Origin of the sequence: Flavonifractor sp. (assembly GCF_019422385.1) — a bacterium.
In the GTDB taxonomy this organism is placed as follows: Bacteria; Bacillota; Clostridia; order Oscillospirales; family Oscillospiraceae; genus Flavonifractor; species Flavonifractor avistercoris.
On sequence record NZ_JAHZDL010000068.1, the window covers coordinates 1 to 14,756 of the forward strand.

Consider the following 14,756-nt stretch of genomic DNA (forward strand, 5'->3'; position numbering starts at 1 on the left):
CCGGCGCTGCTGGGGTGGCCCCCCGCCAGGGCGGAGGAGCCGGCGTTGACCAGCATGCAGTCGGAGTGGCCGTGGTAGCAGCCCTCGAACTTGATCAGCTTGTCCCGCCCGGTGGCCCCACGGGCCAGCCGCAGGGCGGACATGACCGCCTCGGTACCCGAGTTGACCATGCGCACCATCTCGATGTTGGGCACCAGCTCCACCATCAGCTCGGCGATGTCCACCTCCCGCCGGGTGGGGGCGCCGAAGGACAGGCCGTCCTTCACGGCCTTCTCCACCGCCTCCCGGATCACCGGGTGGTTGTGGCCCAGGATCATGGGACCCCAGGAACACACGTAGTCGATGTATCGTTTCCCGTCCTCGTCGTAGATATAGGCCCCGTCGGCCCGGGTGATGAAGCGGGGGGCCATGCCCACCGCCCGGTAGGCCCGCACCGGGGAGTTGACCCCGCCGGGGAGGACTTTTTTGGCCCGCTCAAAGAGCTGCTCCGAGATGTCCATCAGCCGATGTCCCCCTTTCGGATGGCCTGGGCCAATTCCTTGGCGTAGTAGGTGATGAGCATGTTGGCCCCCGCCCGGAACACGGACAGGGCGGACTCGCACATGATCCGGTACTCGTCGATGAGCCCGGCGGCGGCCGCCGCCTTGATCATGGCGTACTCGCCGGACACGGAGTAGGCGCACAGAGGCAGGTCGAAGGTGTCGGCGCACTCCCGGATCACATCCAGGTAGCTGAGGGCGGGCTTGACCATGATCAGATCCGCCCCCTCGGCGATGTCCAGCTCGCACTCCTTGATGGCCTCCTTCCGGTTGTGGGGGTCCATCTGATAGCCCTTCCGGTCGCCGAAGGAGGGCGCGGAGCCCGCCGCCGAGCGGAAGGGGCCGTAGAACGCAGAGGCGTACTTGGCGGAGTAGGCCAGGATGGGCACATTCTGGAAGCCGTGCCCGTCCAGGGCGGCCCGGATGGCGGCCACCCGGCCGTCCATCATGTCGGAGGGGGCCACCATGTCCGCCCCCGCCTGAGCGTGGGACAGGGCGGTTTTAGACAGCACCTCCAGGGTCTTGTCGTTGTCCACCTCATGGCCGTCCAGAATGCCGCAGTGGCCGTGGTCGGTGTACTCGCACATGCACACGTCGGTGATCACGTAGAAGTCGGGGTATCTGGCCTTGATGGCCCGGATGGCCTCCTGCACCACGCCGTGCTCGGCCCAGGCAGAGGAGCCGCAGGCGTCCTTCTCCTTGGGCAGGCCGAACAGGATGCAGTGGGTCACCCCGGCGGCCAGGCACTCCGCCACCGCCCCGCACACCGCGTCGATGCCGTAGTGGTACTGGCCGGGCAGGGCCTCGATGGGCCGCCTGCCGCTGCGGGTCTCGTCCACAAAGATGGGGTAGATCAGGCTGTCGGGGGACATCCGGGTCTCCCGGCACAGGCGGCGCACCGCCTCGTTTCCCCGCAGGCGGCGGGGACGCTGGATCAGTTCCATGCTGACGCTTCCTTTCTCATGAAACGCGGCGGGGGCAAGCCCCCGCCCTACGCTTGTGGTGTTCAAATGGGGGAGATTCCCCTCGTTGCCCCACGTTTCTTTTCATCCTATATAGCCGGGGACCTGTAGGGCGGGGGCTTGCCCCCGCCGTTCTCAATCCCGCAGGTCTGCAATCAGCTCCACCAGGGCGTCCATGGTGGCCTGGCGGGCCACCTGGACGGGGATGCCGTATCTTTTGGCCTCCGCCGCGGTCTGCTCACCGATGCAGGCCCCCACCATGCGGGAGAAGTCCGCGTCCGCCCCCACGGTGGACACGAAGCCCCTGACGGTGGAGGCGCTGGTGAAGGTGACGATCCCCGCCGCGCCGGATTCCACGGCGGCCCGCAGCTCGTCGGAGCGGGGGTTGTCGTAGACGGTGCGGTAGGTGGCCACGTCGTCAAAGCCTATGTTACGCCGCTCCAGCGCCTCTGTCAAGGTGGGGGAGCCCTCCTGAGCCCGGAGGATCAGCACCCGCCCAGCGGCGGGGATGCCCTCCCCCAGGTGGGCGGCGTCGTACACCTCCGGCACGTAGTCCGCCCGCAGGCCGTGGGCGGCCAGGGCCTTGGCGGTGCCGGGGCCGATGGCGGCCAGGCGTACGCCGCCCAGGGTCCGGGCATCCAGCCTGCTTCTCTCCAGCCAGCGCCACAGGGCGTCCACCCCGGCGGGGCTGGTGAGGGCCAGCCACTCATAGGCACTCAGGCGGCCCATGGCCGTCTCCAGCTCAGGGCAGGGGTCCAGGGGCACGGTGGCGATGCAGGGGTACTCCCACACGTCCGCCCCCAGTGAGCGCAGGCGGCCGGACAGGGTGCCCGCCCGCTCCTTCGGCCGGGTGACCACCACCGTCTTGCCCTTCAGGGGCAGGCGGTCGAACCAGTCGAACTGCTCCGCCAGGGCGCACACCTGCCCCACCACGATGACGGCGGGGCTCTTTACCCCCGCCTCCGCCGCCCGCCGGGGCAGGTCGGCCAGGGCGGCGCTGGTGCGGCGCTGGGCGGGGGTGGTGCCCCGCTCCACCGTGGCGGCGGGGGTGTCCGGGGCCATGCCCGCGTCCAGCAGCCCCCGGCAGATGGCGGGCAGGGCGGACACACCCATGAGGAACACCAGGGTGCCGCCGGTGCGCACCAGGGCCTCAAAGTCGATGTCCAGCTCCTTTCCCGCCCGCTGGTGGCCGGTGACAATGTGGAGGGAGGAGCAGCAGTCCCGGTGGGTCACCGGGATGCCCCCGTAGGCGGGGGCGGCGATGGCGGAGGTGATGCCGGGCACCTCCTCAAAGGGGATGCGGTGCTGGGCCAGCAGCTCCAGCTCCTCGCCCCCCCGGCCGAACAGGAAGGGGTCGCCCCCCTTGAGGCGCACCACCGTCTTTCCCTCCAGAGCCTTGTCCAGCAGGATCTGGTTGATCCCCTCCTGGGGCACCAGATGGTGGGCGGCCTCCTTGCCCACGTTGATCTGCTCCGCGTTCTCCGGCATGAAGGCCAGGATGGCGGGGCTCACCAGCCGGTCGTACACCACCACTTCGGCGCTCCGGATGGCGTCCAGCCCCTTGCGGGTCAGCAGGCCGGGATCCCCCGGCCCCGCCCCCACCAATATCACTTTCCCGGGCACAGGCATCCCCCTTTCAGTGTCTCCGCCAGGCGGCGGGCCAGCTCCTCCCCCTGCTCCCGGGGGCCGGAGCGCCTGTCCCGGCTCACCCTGCCCTGTTCGTCCACATACAGGCCGTCGATGGTGATGGTCTCCCCCTCCACCACGGCGTGGGCCGCGATGGGGGAGGAACAGCCCCCGTCCAGGGCGCGGACAAAGGCCCGCTCGACCAGGGCGCAGGCGGTGCCGTCGGCGTCCAGCACGCCGTCCAGGCAGGACAGATCCTCCCCCGCCCGGGCCTGCACCGCCAGAATCCCCTGCCCGGCGGCGGGGAGCAGCTCGTCCACCGTAAAGTACCGGGCGATGCGCTCCTCCAGCCCCAGGCGCTTCAGGCCCGCGGCGGCCAGCACCAGGGCGGAGTACTGCCCCTCGTCCAGCTTGCGCAGGCGGGTGAGCACGTTGCCCCGCACCGGGGCGATCTCCATGCCGGGGAACAGGGCACGCAGCTGCACCGTCCGCCGGGCGGAGGCGCAGCCGATGGGCCTGGACCGGTCCAGCTCCGCCACCCCCTGGGGCAGCACCAGCACATCCCGGGGATCCTCCCGGCGGGTGAAGCCCGCCAGGGGGATGCGCTCGTCGATGTCCATGGGCAGATCCTTGCAGCTGTGGACGGTGAAGTCCACCCGGCCGTCCAGCAGGGCGGCGTCCAGCTCCTTCACAAAGAGGCCCTTGCCGCCGATCTGGTCCAGGGTGCGGTCCAAAATTTTGTCGCCGGTGGTCTTCATGGTCACCAGCTCCAGCCGGATGTCCGGATGGGCGGTGCGGATGGCGTCCATCACCAGCTCCGACTGGATAACAGCCAGTTTACTCTCCCGGCTTCCAATCCGAATTGTATTCATTCCAATCCCTCCAGGGTGGCCCGAATGGCCTTGGCGGCCCGGGCGGTCAGGGCGTGGTCGGTGCCCCGGCCGGTGACCCCGGCCACCAGATTTTCCCCGGTGCACACCGCGGGGAAGAAGAAGGTGCACTCCTCCTGGCAGTCCGCCACGCTGACGGGGACGCCCAGGGCCCGGGCCTCCTCCCCCACCGCCCGGTTGACGGCCCGGTCGTCGGTGGCGGCCACGGCGACAGCCGCCCCGGCCACGTCGCCGGGGGCGTAGGGCCGCTGCTGCCAGTCTATGCCCTCCACCTGCCGTTTACAACGGGGGGCGATCAGGGTGACCTCCGCCCCGAAGCCCTTGAGCACCTCCGCCCGGCGGCAGGCCACCGCCCCGCCGCCGATGATCACCGCCCGCCGTCCCGCCAGATCGACAAACAGGGGGAAGCGGAAGGGCCTCTCCGCCGGGCGGCTCCACCGGGGCTTGGCGGGGGTGTGCAGGTCGATCTTGTCGGCGCACTTCTCCAGCTCCTCCGGGGTGAAGCCCTCCTTCAGCCCGCCGGACAGGAGATCCACCGCCCGGCTCACCGCCAGCTCCACCAGCTCTCTGGCCTCCGGCCCGTCCAGATCGGTGGACAGCACCCGGCGGGTCACCGCCTGCTTCACCCGCTCCAGCCCGGGCAGGCAGGCCCGGTAGTTCTCCCACTGCTCCAGCTGGCCCAGGTGCTTCTCCAGAATCTCCTCCGCCTTGGGGGGGATGGTTCGCTCCACCTCCACCCCCAGATCGTCCACGTTGTAGAGGATGATACCGGGCAGCTCCCCCACCGCGGGGTCGATGTCCCGGGGAATGGCCAGGTCGGCCAGCAGCCGGGGCGGGTGGGACACCGCCGAGAGCTCCCCGGCGGAGAGGGTGTAGTGGGGGCTGGCGGTGGCGGAGATCAAGAGATCCATCCCCTCCATGGCCTCATATCGCTTCTCATAGGGGGCCACGGCGCACCCGGCGGGCACCACCGTCTCCCCGTGGTGGTAGCTGCGCAGGGTGATGGTGACGGCGCACCCCGCCTCCACCAGCAGGGAGGCGGCCAGCCTCCCCATCTCCCCGTTGCCGATCACCAGGGCACGTTTTCCATGCAGGCCGCCGACCTCCCGGCCCAGCCGCTCCACGGCGCTCTGGGCGGCGGAGCGGGGCACGCCGGTGAGGCGCACCTTTGTCTTAAGGGCCTTGCCCGCGGCGGCGGCGGAGCGGAACAGGGTCTCCAGCACCCCGTCCGCCGTCCCCGCCTCCCGGGCGGCGGAGATGGCCCCCTTCACCTGGGTGAGGATCTGATCCTCCCCCCAGATCTGGGAGCGCAGCCCCCCTGCCACCTCCATGAGCCGCCGGGCGGCCGCCTCCCCGGCGCAGGTGGTGAAGCACGCCGCGAACGCGGCGCAGTCCACCCCGGCGGCGGCGCACAGCAGCCCGGCGGGGTCGGGCTGGGCCTCCCCGGCGCAGGAGAGGTAGAGCTCCGTCCGGTTGCAGGTGGACAGCAGGGTGCAGCCCTCCACCCCCGGGTTGTCCCGGATCAGCCGGTCCAGCTCTATCACCCGCCCGCGTGGGAAGGACAGCTGCTCCCGGAGCTGGATGGGCACGTGCCAGTCCAGGCCGGCCATGCGGATGTTCACGTCGGTTCCCCCTTTTTCACCAGCACCACGGAGAAGTACCCGGCCCCGTCGGGCACGTCGGCGAAGCGAGGATACACCGCCTCCCCCTCCATGCCGCAGTTGGCCACCATGGAGGCGCGCTCCAGCAGGCCGTGGGCGGCCAGAGTGTCCCTCAGGGCACCCAGCTCACGCCCCGCCTTCATGAACACCAGGTTGGCGTCCACGCTCAGGCAGTCCTCCACCTCCCCGTGGGAGGCGGGGACGATCATCAGCCGCTGGGCCTTCTCGCACAGCGGCTCCCCCAGCCGGGCGGCCACGGCACAGAAGGAGGGCACACCGGGGATGATCTCCGCCCCGTACCCCCGGTTCACCACCCGGCGGTGGATGTAGATGTAGGTGGAGTACACCGTGGGATCCCCCAGGGTGATAAAGGCCACGTCCTTGCCCTGCTCCAGCTTTTCGCAGATGGCGTCCGCCGCGGCGTCGTAGGCCGCGTCCAGCACCGCCTGGTCCCGCACCATGGGGGTGGAGCAGTCCAGCCGCTCCTTCCCGTGGGCCAGGGGGCCGATGATGTTCAGGGCGGTCTTCTCCCCCGCCCCCTTGTCGGGGACGGCCAGCACCGCCGACGCCCGGATGATCCGCTCGGCCTTGCGGGTGAGCAGCTCCGGATCCCCGGGGCCCACCCCCACGCCGTACAGCTTTCCTCGGTTCATCGTTCTTCCTCCTTGAGCAGGCGCAGGATCTCCCGCCGGGCCGCCCCGATGGTGGCGGCGGGGCCGGCGTCCAGGCCGTCCTTGTCGTGCAGTATGTCCATGAGATGGGCGATGCGGGGCAGGCGCAGGTGGTTTTCCCGCAGCAGCCCGGGCTGTCGGAACAGCTCCTCCGGCGTGCCGGCGGCCAGCACCCGCCCGCCTCCCAGCAGGTAGGCGTCGTCGCAGCACAGAGGCACCAGATCCATGTCGTGGGTGGCCAGCAGGATAGCCATGTTCAGCCCGTCCCGCAGCTGCTCCAGCAGCGCCAGCAGGCCGCTGACCCCCTGGGGATCCAGCCCGGCGGTGGGCTCGTCCAGGATGAGCACCTCCGGCTCCATCACCAGCACCCCGGCGATGGCCGCCCGCTTCTTCTGGCCGAAGGAGAGGGCGTGGGTGGGCTTGTCCCGCAGGTGGGCCACCCCGGTGCGCTCCATGGCCGCCTCCACCCGGCGGCGGACCTCCGCCTCGGGCAGGCCCAGGTTCACCGCCCCGAAGGAGATGTCCCGGTACACGTCGGCGGAGAAGAGCTGGTCGTCGGGATCCTGGAACACGATGCCCACCCGGCGGCGCAGCTCCGCCAGGCCCTTTCGATCCCGGCGCACCGGCGCGCCGTCCAGAAGCACCTCCCCGCTCTGGGGGGTGAGCACCCCGTTCAGGTTGAGGAACAGGGTGGACTTCCCCGCCCCGTTGGCCCCCAGAATGCCGGTGATCCGCCCCCGCTCCGCCTTCAGACTCACATGGTCCAGGGCGGCGGTGCCGTCCTCGTAGGTGTAGCACAGCTCTCTCGTCTCGATGGCTGGATTCATCCCAGCACCCCCCTCTCCGCAAACAGGACTGCCAGCTGCCCAGCCGCCACCGCCAGAGCCAGGGGGTAGAGCCCCCGGCCCGGCGCATAGTCCCCCGGCAGGGTGGTGAGGCTGCCGGCATAGCCCCGGGACTCCAGGGCGGCGTAGATCCGGTCGGCCCGCCGCCAGGCCCGCAGGAACACCAGGGAGGCCATGGTTCCCAGGGAGGACAGGGAGCGGCGCAGCCCCTGGTAGCCCAGGCGGGAGGCCTGGGCGGTGCGGATGCTCCCCGCCGTCTCGGAGAGCACGAAGATAAAGCGGTAGATGAGCTCCATCAGCTCCACCAGCAGGCGGGGCACGTGGAGCCGCCCCAGGCACATGGTCAGGTCGGTGACCGGGGTGTTGAGGGCCAGGAAGTACATGGCTCCCACCGCCCCCAGGGCGCGGAAAAACAGGGCCGCGGCGGCGGCCAGGGCGGCCCCGTCAAAGCCCCACAGCCGCCCTCCCACCGGAAGGGCGGCCAGAACCGGCGTTCCCGCGGGGTAGCTGCGCACCAGCATGGTGGCGCAGCCCACCGCCAGGAAAGCCATGGGGATCTTGAGAAAATGGAGGTATACCCTGGGGGGCAGGCCCCCCAAAACGGTGATCAGCACGCCCATGGCCGCCGCCGTGGCCAGGCCCACCACCCCGCTGCCGCAGCACAGGCATACCACCAGCGCCGTCAGGGAGAGGATCAGCTTGGGCAGCGGATCCACCCGCCGCAGGCGGGACTGATAGGCCCAGCGGTCGGTACCCATCAGCTCTCGTCCTTCCCGCCGGGCTTTTTGGTGATGCGGCCCAGGACAAAGCCCACGATCCCCGCGCCCACGGCGGCCTGGAGGGCGAAGAGCAGGGACTCCACCTCGCCGCTGGCGGGCTCCAGGATGGGCTCAAACCAGGGCTGGTAGCCGGGATTCAGCTCCTGAACCACCTCCTCGGCCTGTCCGTCGGCGCCGCCGAACTCGGCGTTGGGCAGCAGCCACAGGGGCAGGGCGGCAATGATCACCACCAGGGCGATCAGAATCAGATTTTTCTGCCAGACCTTCATCGCTTCTCCCTCCTTACAGCACGCACAGCGTTTCCAGCTCGGTCTTGCTGTACTTCTCCAGCACGTTGAACACCACCACGGTGAGCAGTCCCTCGGCGATGGCCAGTGGGATCTGGGTGACGGCGAACACCATCAGGTACCGTGCCATGCCCCCGTCGATCACCCCCAGCTGGAAGGAGGTCACCACATAGGTGAACAGATCCCCCAGGGCGGCGGCGGCGAACACCGCCACGGGCGCCGGGGCCTTGGCCTTCCGCAGCAGCTTGTACACCAGCCAGGACACGATGGGCCCGGCGATGGCCATGGAGAAGGTGTTGGCCCCCAGGGTGGTCAGGCCGCCGTGGGCCAGCAGCAGGGCCTGGAACAGCAGGACGATCAGCCCCAGCACCGCCATGGTCATGGGCCCGAACAGGATGGCTCCCAGGCCCACGCCGGTGGGGTGGGAGCAGGAACCGGTAAAAGAGGGCAGCTTCAGGGCGGAGAGCACAAAGGCGAAGGCCCGCACATGGCCAGGAGGATCTTGGCCCGGGGCGCCATCTCCACCTTCTTTTTGATGGACAGGAAGCCCGCCGCCACAAAGGGCACGCACACGGCCCCCCAAACCACGCACCAACCAGCGGGCAGATAGCCCTCGGCAATGTGCATGGCGGAGGCGCTCATGGGCAGCAGGCCCAGCAGCCCGATCATCAGGGCCGCGGTGCGCAGCAGGCGGTGGTTGCGTTGTGTTGTCATGATCTTCATCCTTTCCTATACCTCGTAGGCTGATGGTGTGGTATGCTCCGGCAAGGTCTTCCGGCTCGAGCCTCTCTGCCGCCGCGCACCTTCCCAGGTCTCCCCAGTGGCATTTGCCCGGCGGCTCCTCTCTCACGGCAGCGGGACTGCGCGGGACTTGCACCCGACTTCCCTTTTCCGGAGCACTATGTCAACAGGCCTCCGCCTGGAGTTTTTCCGCCGCTTCGGCGTGGGCGGCGAACAGGGCCCGCACGCCGGGGTTCTCCCCCAAACCCCGCAGGACGCAGGACACCTGATAGCCCTCCGCCTCCAGCATGGACTTCCAGGAGTCGGGCTCGTCCCCGGCCAGATCGTTCTTGGCGTGGTCGCCGGCCACCACCATCAGGGGCCGCAGCTCCACCCGGCGCACTGCGTGCCGCTCCTTCAGCCGCCGCAGGGCCTCGTCAAAGCCGGGGTAGCCCTCCACCGTGCCGATGACGATGTCCCGCCGGCCCAGGTCGTGGAGCAGGTACTCCAGCTGGGTGTAGGCGGCGTTGGCGTAGTGCCCCGTGCCGTGGCCCATGTAGAGCACGGCGGCGTCCTCCGACGGGGCGGGCAGGTCGGAGAGCAGGGCGTCGGCCAGCGCCCGGTAGTCCGCCTCTGCCGTCAGCAGGGGCTTTCCGAAGGACAGCCGGGCAAACCGCCCGGCAAAGGGGGCGGCCTGGGCCATCAGCTTGTCGTACTCGTCGCCGTTGAGGATGTGGGTGGGCTGCACCACCACATCGTGGTACCCCTCGACCGCCAGGCGCTCCAGGGCCTGGGGCACGTCGTCGATGTGGGTGCCCTCCTTCTCCAGCTTGCGCAGGATCATCCCGCTGGTGAAGGCCCGGCGGAGGGTTCGCTCCGGGAAGGCGGCGGCCAGCTCCGCCTCGATGGCGGCGATGGTCTTTTCCAGGGTGTCAAAATGGCTGGTGCCGAAGGACACCGCCAGGATGGCTTGTCTGTCCATGGTTGTTCCTCCTGTGGGGACGAAATGTGCAGAATCGGGCGCAGATCGATGCCTTTGCAGGGGCGGCCTGTGGCCGCCCCTACTCCCGCGCGTTGTTGCTGGCCTGATAGAGCAGGGCGTTGCAGATGGCGGCGGCCACATTGGAGCCGCCCTTGCGGCCCCGGGCCACAATGTGGGGCACGTCCATGGTGAGCAGCAGCTCCTTGCTCTCCACCACGTTGACAAACCCCACCGGCACGCCGATGACCAGGGCGGGCTTCATCTTCCCCTCGTCCATGAGCTGGCAGGCCCGCACCAGGGCGGTGGGGGCGTTGCCGATGGCCAGCACCAGGGGGCCGTCCAGGGCGGCGGCCCGCTCCATGGACACGGTGGCCCGGGTCTCTCCCCGCTCCCTGGCCTCGGCGGCCACGTCCGGGTCGGACATGAAGCACATGGCCCTTCCGCCGAACTTCTCCAGCACCCGCTTATTCACGCCGGAGAAGGCCATCTGGGTGTCGGTGACGATGGTGCAGCCGGCCTTCATGGCGGCGATCCCCTTTTCCACCGCGCCGGGGGAGAACACCAGATTGTCGGCATACTCAAAGTCCGCCGTGGTGTGGATCACCCGCTTGACCACCGGCAGCTGGTCTGCCGGGAACACACGCTCGCCCAGCTCCTGGGCGATGAGCTCCATGCTCCGGGCCTCGATGTCCGCCGGGGCCACCCGCTGTAACTGAATTTCCTTCATGGATTATTCCTCCCCGTTGAGTATGCGGTAAATCCGCGCCATGTCCAGGCTCTCCCGCAGGCCGCCGGCCAGCTTGTCGTACTGCCCCTGGGCGTAGTCCTGCCAGTCCACCGCCGCCGCGCCGGGCTCCAGCCCCTTGGCCCTCAGCAGGGCGTTGACCAGGGCCTCCGCCACCCCGGCCTTGTCAAAGATGCCGTGGACGTAGCAGCCCCACACATTGCCGGAACTCAGGCCGTCGGTGTGGCGCTCCCCGGTCTGGGTGGTGAAGTCCACCAGGGGAGCGGCGGCGCTCTCGGTGCGGCCCATGTGGATCTCGTAGCCCTCGAAGGGGACGCCCGCCATGGCGCTGAAGATGCCCTCCGGGGCCCGGAAGGCGCCGGTCACCCGGGTGCGGGTCTTTTCCCCCTGGAACACCGTGTGGGCGGGGAGCAGGCCCAGGCCGGCCAGCGTGCCGCCCCCCTCCACCCCGTCGGGGTCGGAGACGGTCTGTCCCAGCATCTGATAGCCGCCGCAGATGCCCACCACCGCGCCGCCGGCGGAGGCGTGCTTGAGGATGGCGGCCTCTATGCCGCTCTGCCGCAGCCAGCGCAGGTCGTCCATGGTGTTCTTGGTGCCGGGGAGCACCACCAGATCCGGGTGCCCCAGCTCCCGGGGAGAGGTGACATAGCGGAGGGTGACGGCCTCCATCCGCTCCAGGGGGTTGAAGTCGGTGAAGTTGGACAGGCGGGGCAGGCGCACCACCGCGATGTCCACCAGGCCCACCTTGCCGGTGTTTCCCAGCCGGGAGGACAGGGAGTCCTCGTCGTCCACATCCACATCCAGCATGGGGACAACCCCCAGCACCGGCTTGCCGGTGAGCTCCTCCAGCTGCCCCAGACCGGGGCGGAGAATGTCCACATCTCCCCGGAATTTGTTGATAATCAGGCCGCGGATCAGCTCCTGCTCGTCGGGCTCCAGCAGCTTCACCGTGCCGTAGAGGGAGGCGAACACGCCCCCCCGGTCGATGTCGCCGCACAGGAGCACCGGGGCGTGGGCCCGCTTGGCCATGCCCATGTTGACGATGTCGTCCTGCCGCAGGTTGATCTCCGCCGGGCTGCCCGCCCCCTCGATGACAATGATGTCGTAGTCGGCGGACAGGGACTGGTAGGCGGCCATGACCTCGGGGATCAGGGTCTTACGGTAGTGGAAGTACTCCCCCGCCGACATGGTGCCCCGGGGCACGCCGCCCACGATCACCTGGGAGCCCACGTTGCTGGTGGGCTTCAGGAGGATGGGGTTCATCCGGGCGTCGGGGGCCACCCCCGCGGCCTCGGCCTGCACCACCTGGGCCCGGCCCATCTCCAGCCCGTCGGGGGTGATGGCGGAGTTGAGGGCCATATTCTGGGACTTGAAGGGGGCCACTTTATAGCCGTCCTGTTTGAAGATGCGGCACAGCCCCGCCGCCAGCAGGGACTTGCCCGCGTTGGACGCCGTCCCCTGTATCATAATCGCCTTTGCCATCACAGCACCTCCCGCAGGGCGGCCAGCAGCCGCTCGTTTTGCTCCGCCTGGCCCACACACACCCGGTACCAGTCCTCCCCCAGGCCGTGGTAGTTGGCGCAGGAGCGGATCAGCACGCCCTGTGTGAGCATTCTCTCTTTCAGATCGGCCACCCCCGCCGCCCGGAACAGCAGGTAGTTGGCCTGTCCCGGCACCACGTCCAGGCCCAGGGCCGCCAGGCCCTCCGCCAGGGCGGGCCGCTCCCCCTCCAGGAAGGCCCGGGCTTTCTCCGGCCAGTGGGGACACTGTGTCAGCGCCGCCAGTCCCGCCGCCTGGGCGGGGGTGGACACGCTCCAGGGCGGGCCGCCGGCGGACATTCTCTCCAGCAGGGCGGTGTCGGCACAGAGGGCATAGCCCAGCCGCAGGCCCGCCATGGCATAGCTCTTGGTGAAGGCCCGCAGCAGGAGCAGGTTGGGGTACTCCTCCAGCCAGGGGGCCAGCCCCGGCCCGCTGCAGGAGAGGGGCAGGAAGCACTCGTCCACCGCCAGCACCGCCCCCAGCCCCCGGCACTTCTCCGCCGCCGCCAGCAGCAGTTCTTGGTCAATGAGCCGCCCGGTGGGGTTGTTGGGGGTGCAGAGGAACACCAGCTCCGTGTCCGGCCCGATGGCCTCCAGAATCCCCTCGTCCACGTCAAAGTTCCGCTCCCGGCGCAGGAGGTGGCGGGTGACGGCACAGCCCACCTGCTCCAGCGCCCCCTCGTACTCGGAGAAGGTGGGGGCGGTGACCAGGGCCCGGCGGGGGCGCAGGGCGTAGGCCAGCCGGAAGATCAGCTCCGCCGCCCCACCGCCGCAGAGCACCTGCTCCGGCGCCACCCCGTCATGGGCGGCGATGGCCGCGCGCAGCGCCCGGCACAGGGGGTCGGGGTAGGGGGCCGCCTGGGCCGCCGCACGGGCGGCCGCCTCTCCCACCTGGGGCGGCATGCCCAGGGGGTTCAGGTTGGCCGAGCAGTCCAGCACCGGACCGCCATAGCGGGCCTGGGCGGTGAGCACGTCCCCGCCGTGGGTGTATGGGAGCATGGGCGGGCCTCCTTTCCGGGAAATTTCTGAATCGGACGGCCACAGGCCGCCTCTATAGACGCTGCCGTACGGATTTGCCGGGTTTCCGCCCTGCCGGGCGCGCCGGGTCGTCGCGCCCCACGAAGCGCCACCCAGCCGCCCGCCTGTAGGGCGCGGCATCCTTGACGCGCCGCCCTCTCACGGGAACAGCAGAATCATCAGCGGCACACCGCAGAAGAGCAGCAGGGCGAAAAAGGCGGTGGCGTATAAGATTCGCCCGGCCCGCAGGATGTCCAGGGGCTCCACCGGCCGCTGGTCGTCGCCGATGGTGGGCTTGTCCACCAGCTTTCCGAAGTAGTAGCTGGGCCCGGCCAGCTGGAGCTGGAGGGCCCCGGCGCAGGCCGCCTCGGTGTGGGCGGAGTTGGGGGACTTGTGGTTTTTCCGGTCCCGCTTAAAAATCCGCCAGGCGTTGCGGCCGTCGTAGCCGCTGGCCGCCGCCCCCAGGCACATCAGCACCCCGGCCACGCGGGCGGGGATCAGGTTGAGCACATCGTCCAGCTTGGCCGCCGCCCGGCCGAAGTAGAGGTATTTGTCGTTCTTGTAGCCCACCATGGAGTCCATGGTGTTCACCGCCTTGTAGGCCATGCCCAGGGGCGCGCCGCCGATGGCCAGAAAGAGCAGCGGGGCGATCACCCCGTCGGAGGCGTTCTCCGCCACCGTCTCCACGGCGGCCTTGGCCACCCCCGCCTCGTCCAGCCGGTCGGTGTCCCGGCCCACGATCATGGACACGGCATGCCGGGCGGCGGGGAGATCTCCCGCCTTCAGGGCCTGGTAGACCTTTCCGCTCTCCACCCGGAGGGACTTGGTGGCCAGCAGCTGGTAGCTGATCAGCGTCTCCACCGCCAGGGCCAGCCAGGGGCTCACCAGGGAGCAGCCCCACAGCAGCAGGGCGGTCACGCCGGTGGGGATGCACAGGGTCAGCGCCACCAGCGCCACGCCGGCGGCCAGCTCGCCCCCCGCCGTCTTGGGGAACAGCCGCCGCAGGACCTTCTCCAGCCCGGCGATCAGCGCCCCGATGGCCCGCACCGGGTGGGGGGCCCAGTGGGGATCCCCCAGCAGGAGGTCCAGGCAGAAGCCCAGCAGCAGGGCCAGCAGATGGGACGCGCCCCAGCTCATAACCCCTTCTCCCCCTTGTACTCCTCCAGAATGGTCAGCTCCAGGGTATCCGGGTTCAGCTCTGCCCGGAAGCCGCCGCAGTTGGGACACATCCAGCCGTAGTACGCCCGCTCCGGGCGGCCGTATTTGGTGAGCAGGCTCATGAGGGCCCCGCCGTGGGACACCACCCCCACCCGCGCACAGCCGCGGGCGGCGGCGTCCGCCGCCACCTTCTCCAGCCCCCGGGACACCCGGTCGGTGACCTGCTGGGCGCTCTCCCCCACCGGCATGTTGGCGAAGTCGGGGTGCTCCCCCATGCCGATCCACGCCTGATAGAGGGGGTCGTCCTTCAGCTCCTCGTGGTTCTTCCCCTCAAAG

General features: G+C 69.8%; 15 protein-coding genes, 1 pseudogene and 1 riboswitch. All 16 genes and pseudogenes read right to left on the bottom strand.

What is annotated here, in order from left to right; all coding sequences use genetic code 11:
• A partial coding sequence (locus tag QZ378_RS09420) for an aminotransferase class III-fold pyridoxal phosphate-dependent enzyme (RefSeq protein WP_291258079.1) occupies positions 1 to 500 on the bottom strand: 500 nt, incomplete at its 3' end.
• Complete coding sequence (gene hemB, locus QZ378_RS09425; protein WP_291258080.1) at positions 500 to 1,483, bottom strand: porphobilinogen synthase; 984 nt, start codon at positions 1,481 to 1,483, stop codon at positions 500 to 502. The genes hemB and QZ378_RS09420, both read right to left, overlap by 1 nt.
• Positions 1,484 to 1,636: 153 nt before the next feature.
• Positions 1,637 to 3,124 carry a uroporphyrinogen-III C-methyltransferase gene (gene cobA / locus QZ378_RS09430; protein WP_291258081.1) on the bottom strand — a complete coding sequence of 496 codons (1,488 nt, stop codon included), beginning with the start codon at positions 3,122 to 3,124 and terminating at the stop codon, positions 1,637 to 1,639.
• Positions 3,109 to 3,999 (bottom strand): hydroxymethylbilane synthase, encoded by an 891-nt coding sequence (hemC, locus tag QZ378_RS09435; RefSeq protein ID WP_291258082.1) that lies wholly within the window; start codon positions 3,997 to 3,999, stop codon positions 3,109 to 3,111. The genes cobA and hemC overlap by 16 nt, the downstream gene beginning before the upstream one ends.
• Complete coding sequence (locus QZ378_RS09440; RefSeq protein WP_291258083.1) at positions 3,996 to 5,639, bottom strand: NAD(P)-dependent oxidoreductase; 1,644 nt, start codon at positions 5,637 to 5,639, stop codon at positions 3,996 to 3,998. Before QZ378_RS09440 ends, hemC begins: the two co-directional genes overlap by 4 nt.
• Positions 5,636 to 6,331, bottom strand: a complete 696-nt coding sequence (gene cobI / locus QZ378_RS09445; protein ID WP_291258084.1) for a precorrin-2 C(20)-methyltransferase — start codon at positions 6,329 to 6,331, stop codon at positions 5,636 to 5,638. Before cobI ends, QZ378_RS09440 begins: the two co-directional genes overlap by 4 nt.
• Positions 6,328 to 7,176, bottom strand: coding sequence for an ATP-binding cassette domain-containing protein (locus tag QZ378_RS09450; protein WP_087238409.1), 849 nt, complete (start codon positions 7,174 to 7,176; stop codon positions 6,328 to 6,330). The genes cobI and QZ378_RS09450 overlap by 4 nt, the downstream gene beginning before the upstream one ends.
• Positions 7,173 to 7,952, bottom strand: a complete 780-nt coding sequence (cbiQ, locus tag QZ378_RS09455) for a cobalt ECF transporter T component CbiQ (RefSeq protein WP_291258085.1) — start codon at positions 7,950 to 7,952, stop codon at positions 7,173 to 7,175. The genes QZ378_RS09450 and cbiQ overlap by 4 nt, the downstream gene beginning before the upstream one ends.
• Positions 7,952 to 8,242, bottom strand: coding sequence for an energy-coupling factor ABC transporter substrate-binding protein (locus tag QZ378_RS09460; RefSeq protein ID WP_191378943.1), 291 nt, complete (start codon positions 8,240 to 8,242; stop codon positions 7,952 to 7,954). Before QZ378_RS09460 ends, cbiQ begins: the two co-directional genes overlap by 1 nt.
• Before the next feature lie 13 nt (positions 8,243 to 8,255).
• A pseudogene (locus tag QZ378_RS09465) lies at positions 8,256 to 8,974 on the bottom strand (energy-coupling factor ABC transporter permease).
• A gap of 32 nt (positions 8,975 to 9,006) precedes the next feature.
• Positions 9,007 to 9,187: riboswitch (cobalamin riboswitch) on the bottom strand.
• Positions 9,165 to 9,962 (bottom strand): sirohydrochlorin cobaltochelatase, encoded by a 798-nt coding sequence (locus tag QZ378_RS09470; RefSeq protein ID WP_291258086.1) that lies wholly within the window; start codon positions 9,960 to 9,962, stop codon positions 9,165 to 9,167. Its footprint overlaps the riboswitch before it by 23 nt.
• Before the next feature lie 79 nt (positions 9,963 to 10,041).
• Complete coding sequence (locus QZ378_RS09475; protein WP_291258087.1) at positions 10,042 to 10,689, bottom strand: precorrin-8X methylmutase; 648 nt, start codon at positions 10,687 to 10,689, stop codon at positions 10,042 to 10,044.
• Between the two features lie 3 nt (positions 10,690 to 10,692).
• Positions 10,693 to 12,189, bottom strand: coding sequence for a cobyric acid synthase (locus QZ378_RS09480; RefSeq protein WP_291258088.1), 1,497 nt, complete (start codon positions 12,187 to 12,189; stop codon positions 10,693 to 10,695).
• Positions 12,189 to 13,244 (bottom strand): histidinol-phosphate transaminase, encoded by a 1,056-nt coding sequence (locus QZ378_RS09485; RefSeq protein ID WP_291258089.1) that lies wholly within the window; start codon positions 13,242 to 13,244, stop codon positions 12,189 to 12,191. The genes QZ378_RS09480 and QZ378_RS09485 overlap by 1 nt, the downstream gene beginning before the upstream one ends.
• Before the next feature lie 177 nt (positions 13,245 to 13,421).
• Positions 13,422 to 14,399 carry an adenosylcobinamide-phosphate synthase CbiB gene (cbiB, locus tag QZ378_RS09490; RefSeq protein WP_291258090.1) on the bottom strand — a complete coding sequence of 326 codons (978 nt, stop codon included), beginning with the start codon at positions 14,397 to 14,399 and terminating at the stop codon, positions 13,422 to 13,424.
• A partial coding sequence (locus QZ378_RS09495; protein ID WP_291258091.1) for a histidine phosphatase family protein occupies positions 14,396 to 14,756 on the bottom strand: 361 nt, incomplete at its 5' end. The genes QZ378_RS09495 and cbiB, both read right to left, overlap by 4 nt.

Excerpts from the sequence above, each read along its gene's own strand:
- hemB (WP_291258080.1), bottom strand. The coding sequence starts at position 1,483 with ATGGAACTGATCCAGCGTCCCCGCCGCCTGCGGGGAAACGAGGCGGTG.
- hemC (WP_291258082.1), bottom strand. The coding sequence starts at position 3,999 with ATGAATACAATTCGGATTGGAAGCCGGGAGAGTAAACTGGCTGTTATC.
- cobI (WP_291258084.1), bottom strand. The coding sequence starts at position 6,331 with ATGAACCGAGGAAAGCTGTACGGCGTGGGGGTGGGCCCCGGGGATCCG.
- QZ378_RS09450 (WP_087238409.1), bottom strand. The coding sequence starts at position 7,176 with ATGAATCCAGCCATCGAGACGAGAGAGCTGTGCTACACCTACGAGGAC.
- cbiQ (WP_291258085.1), bottom strand. The coding sequence starts at position 7,952 with ATGGGTACCGACCGCTGGGCCTATCAGTCCCGCCTGCGGCGGGTGGAT.
- QZ378_RS09460 (WP_191378943.1), bottom strand. The coding sequence starts at position 8,242 with ATGAAGGTCTGGCAGAAAAATCTGATTCTGATCGCCCTGGTGGTGATC.
- QZ378_RS09470 (WP_291258086.1), bottom strand. The coding sequence starts at position 9,962 with ATGGACAGACAAGCCATCCTGGCGGTGTCCTTCGGCACCAGCCATTTT.
- QZ378_RS09475 (WP_291258087.1), bottom strand. The coding sequence starts at position 10,689 with ATGAAGGAAATTCAGTTACAGCGGGTGGCCCCGGCGGACATCGAGGCC.
- QZ378_RS09480 (WP_291258088.1), bottom strand. The coding sequence starts at position 12,189 with ATGGCAAAGGCGATTATGATACAGGGGACGGCGTCCAACGCGGGCAAG.
- QZ378_RS09485 (WP_291258089.1), bottom strand. The coding sequence starts at position 13,244 with ATGCTCCCATACACCCACGGCGGGGACGTGCTCACCGCCCAGGCCCGC.
- cbiB (WP_291258090.1), bottom strand. The coding sequence starts at position 14,399 with ATGAGCTGGGGCGCGTCCCATCTGCTGGCCCTGCTGCTGGGCTTCTGC.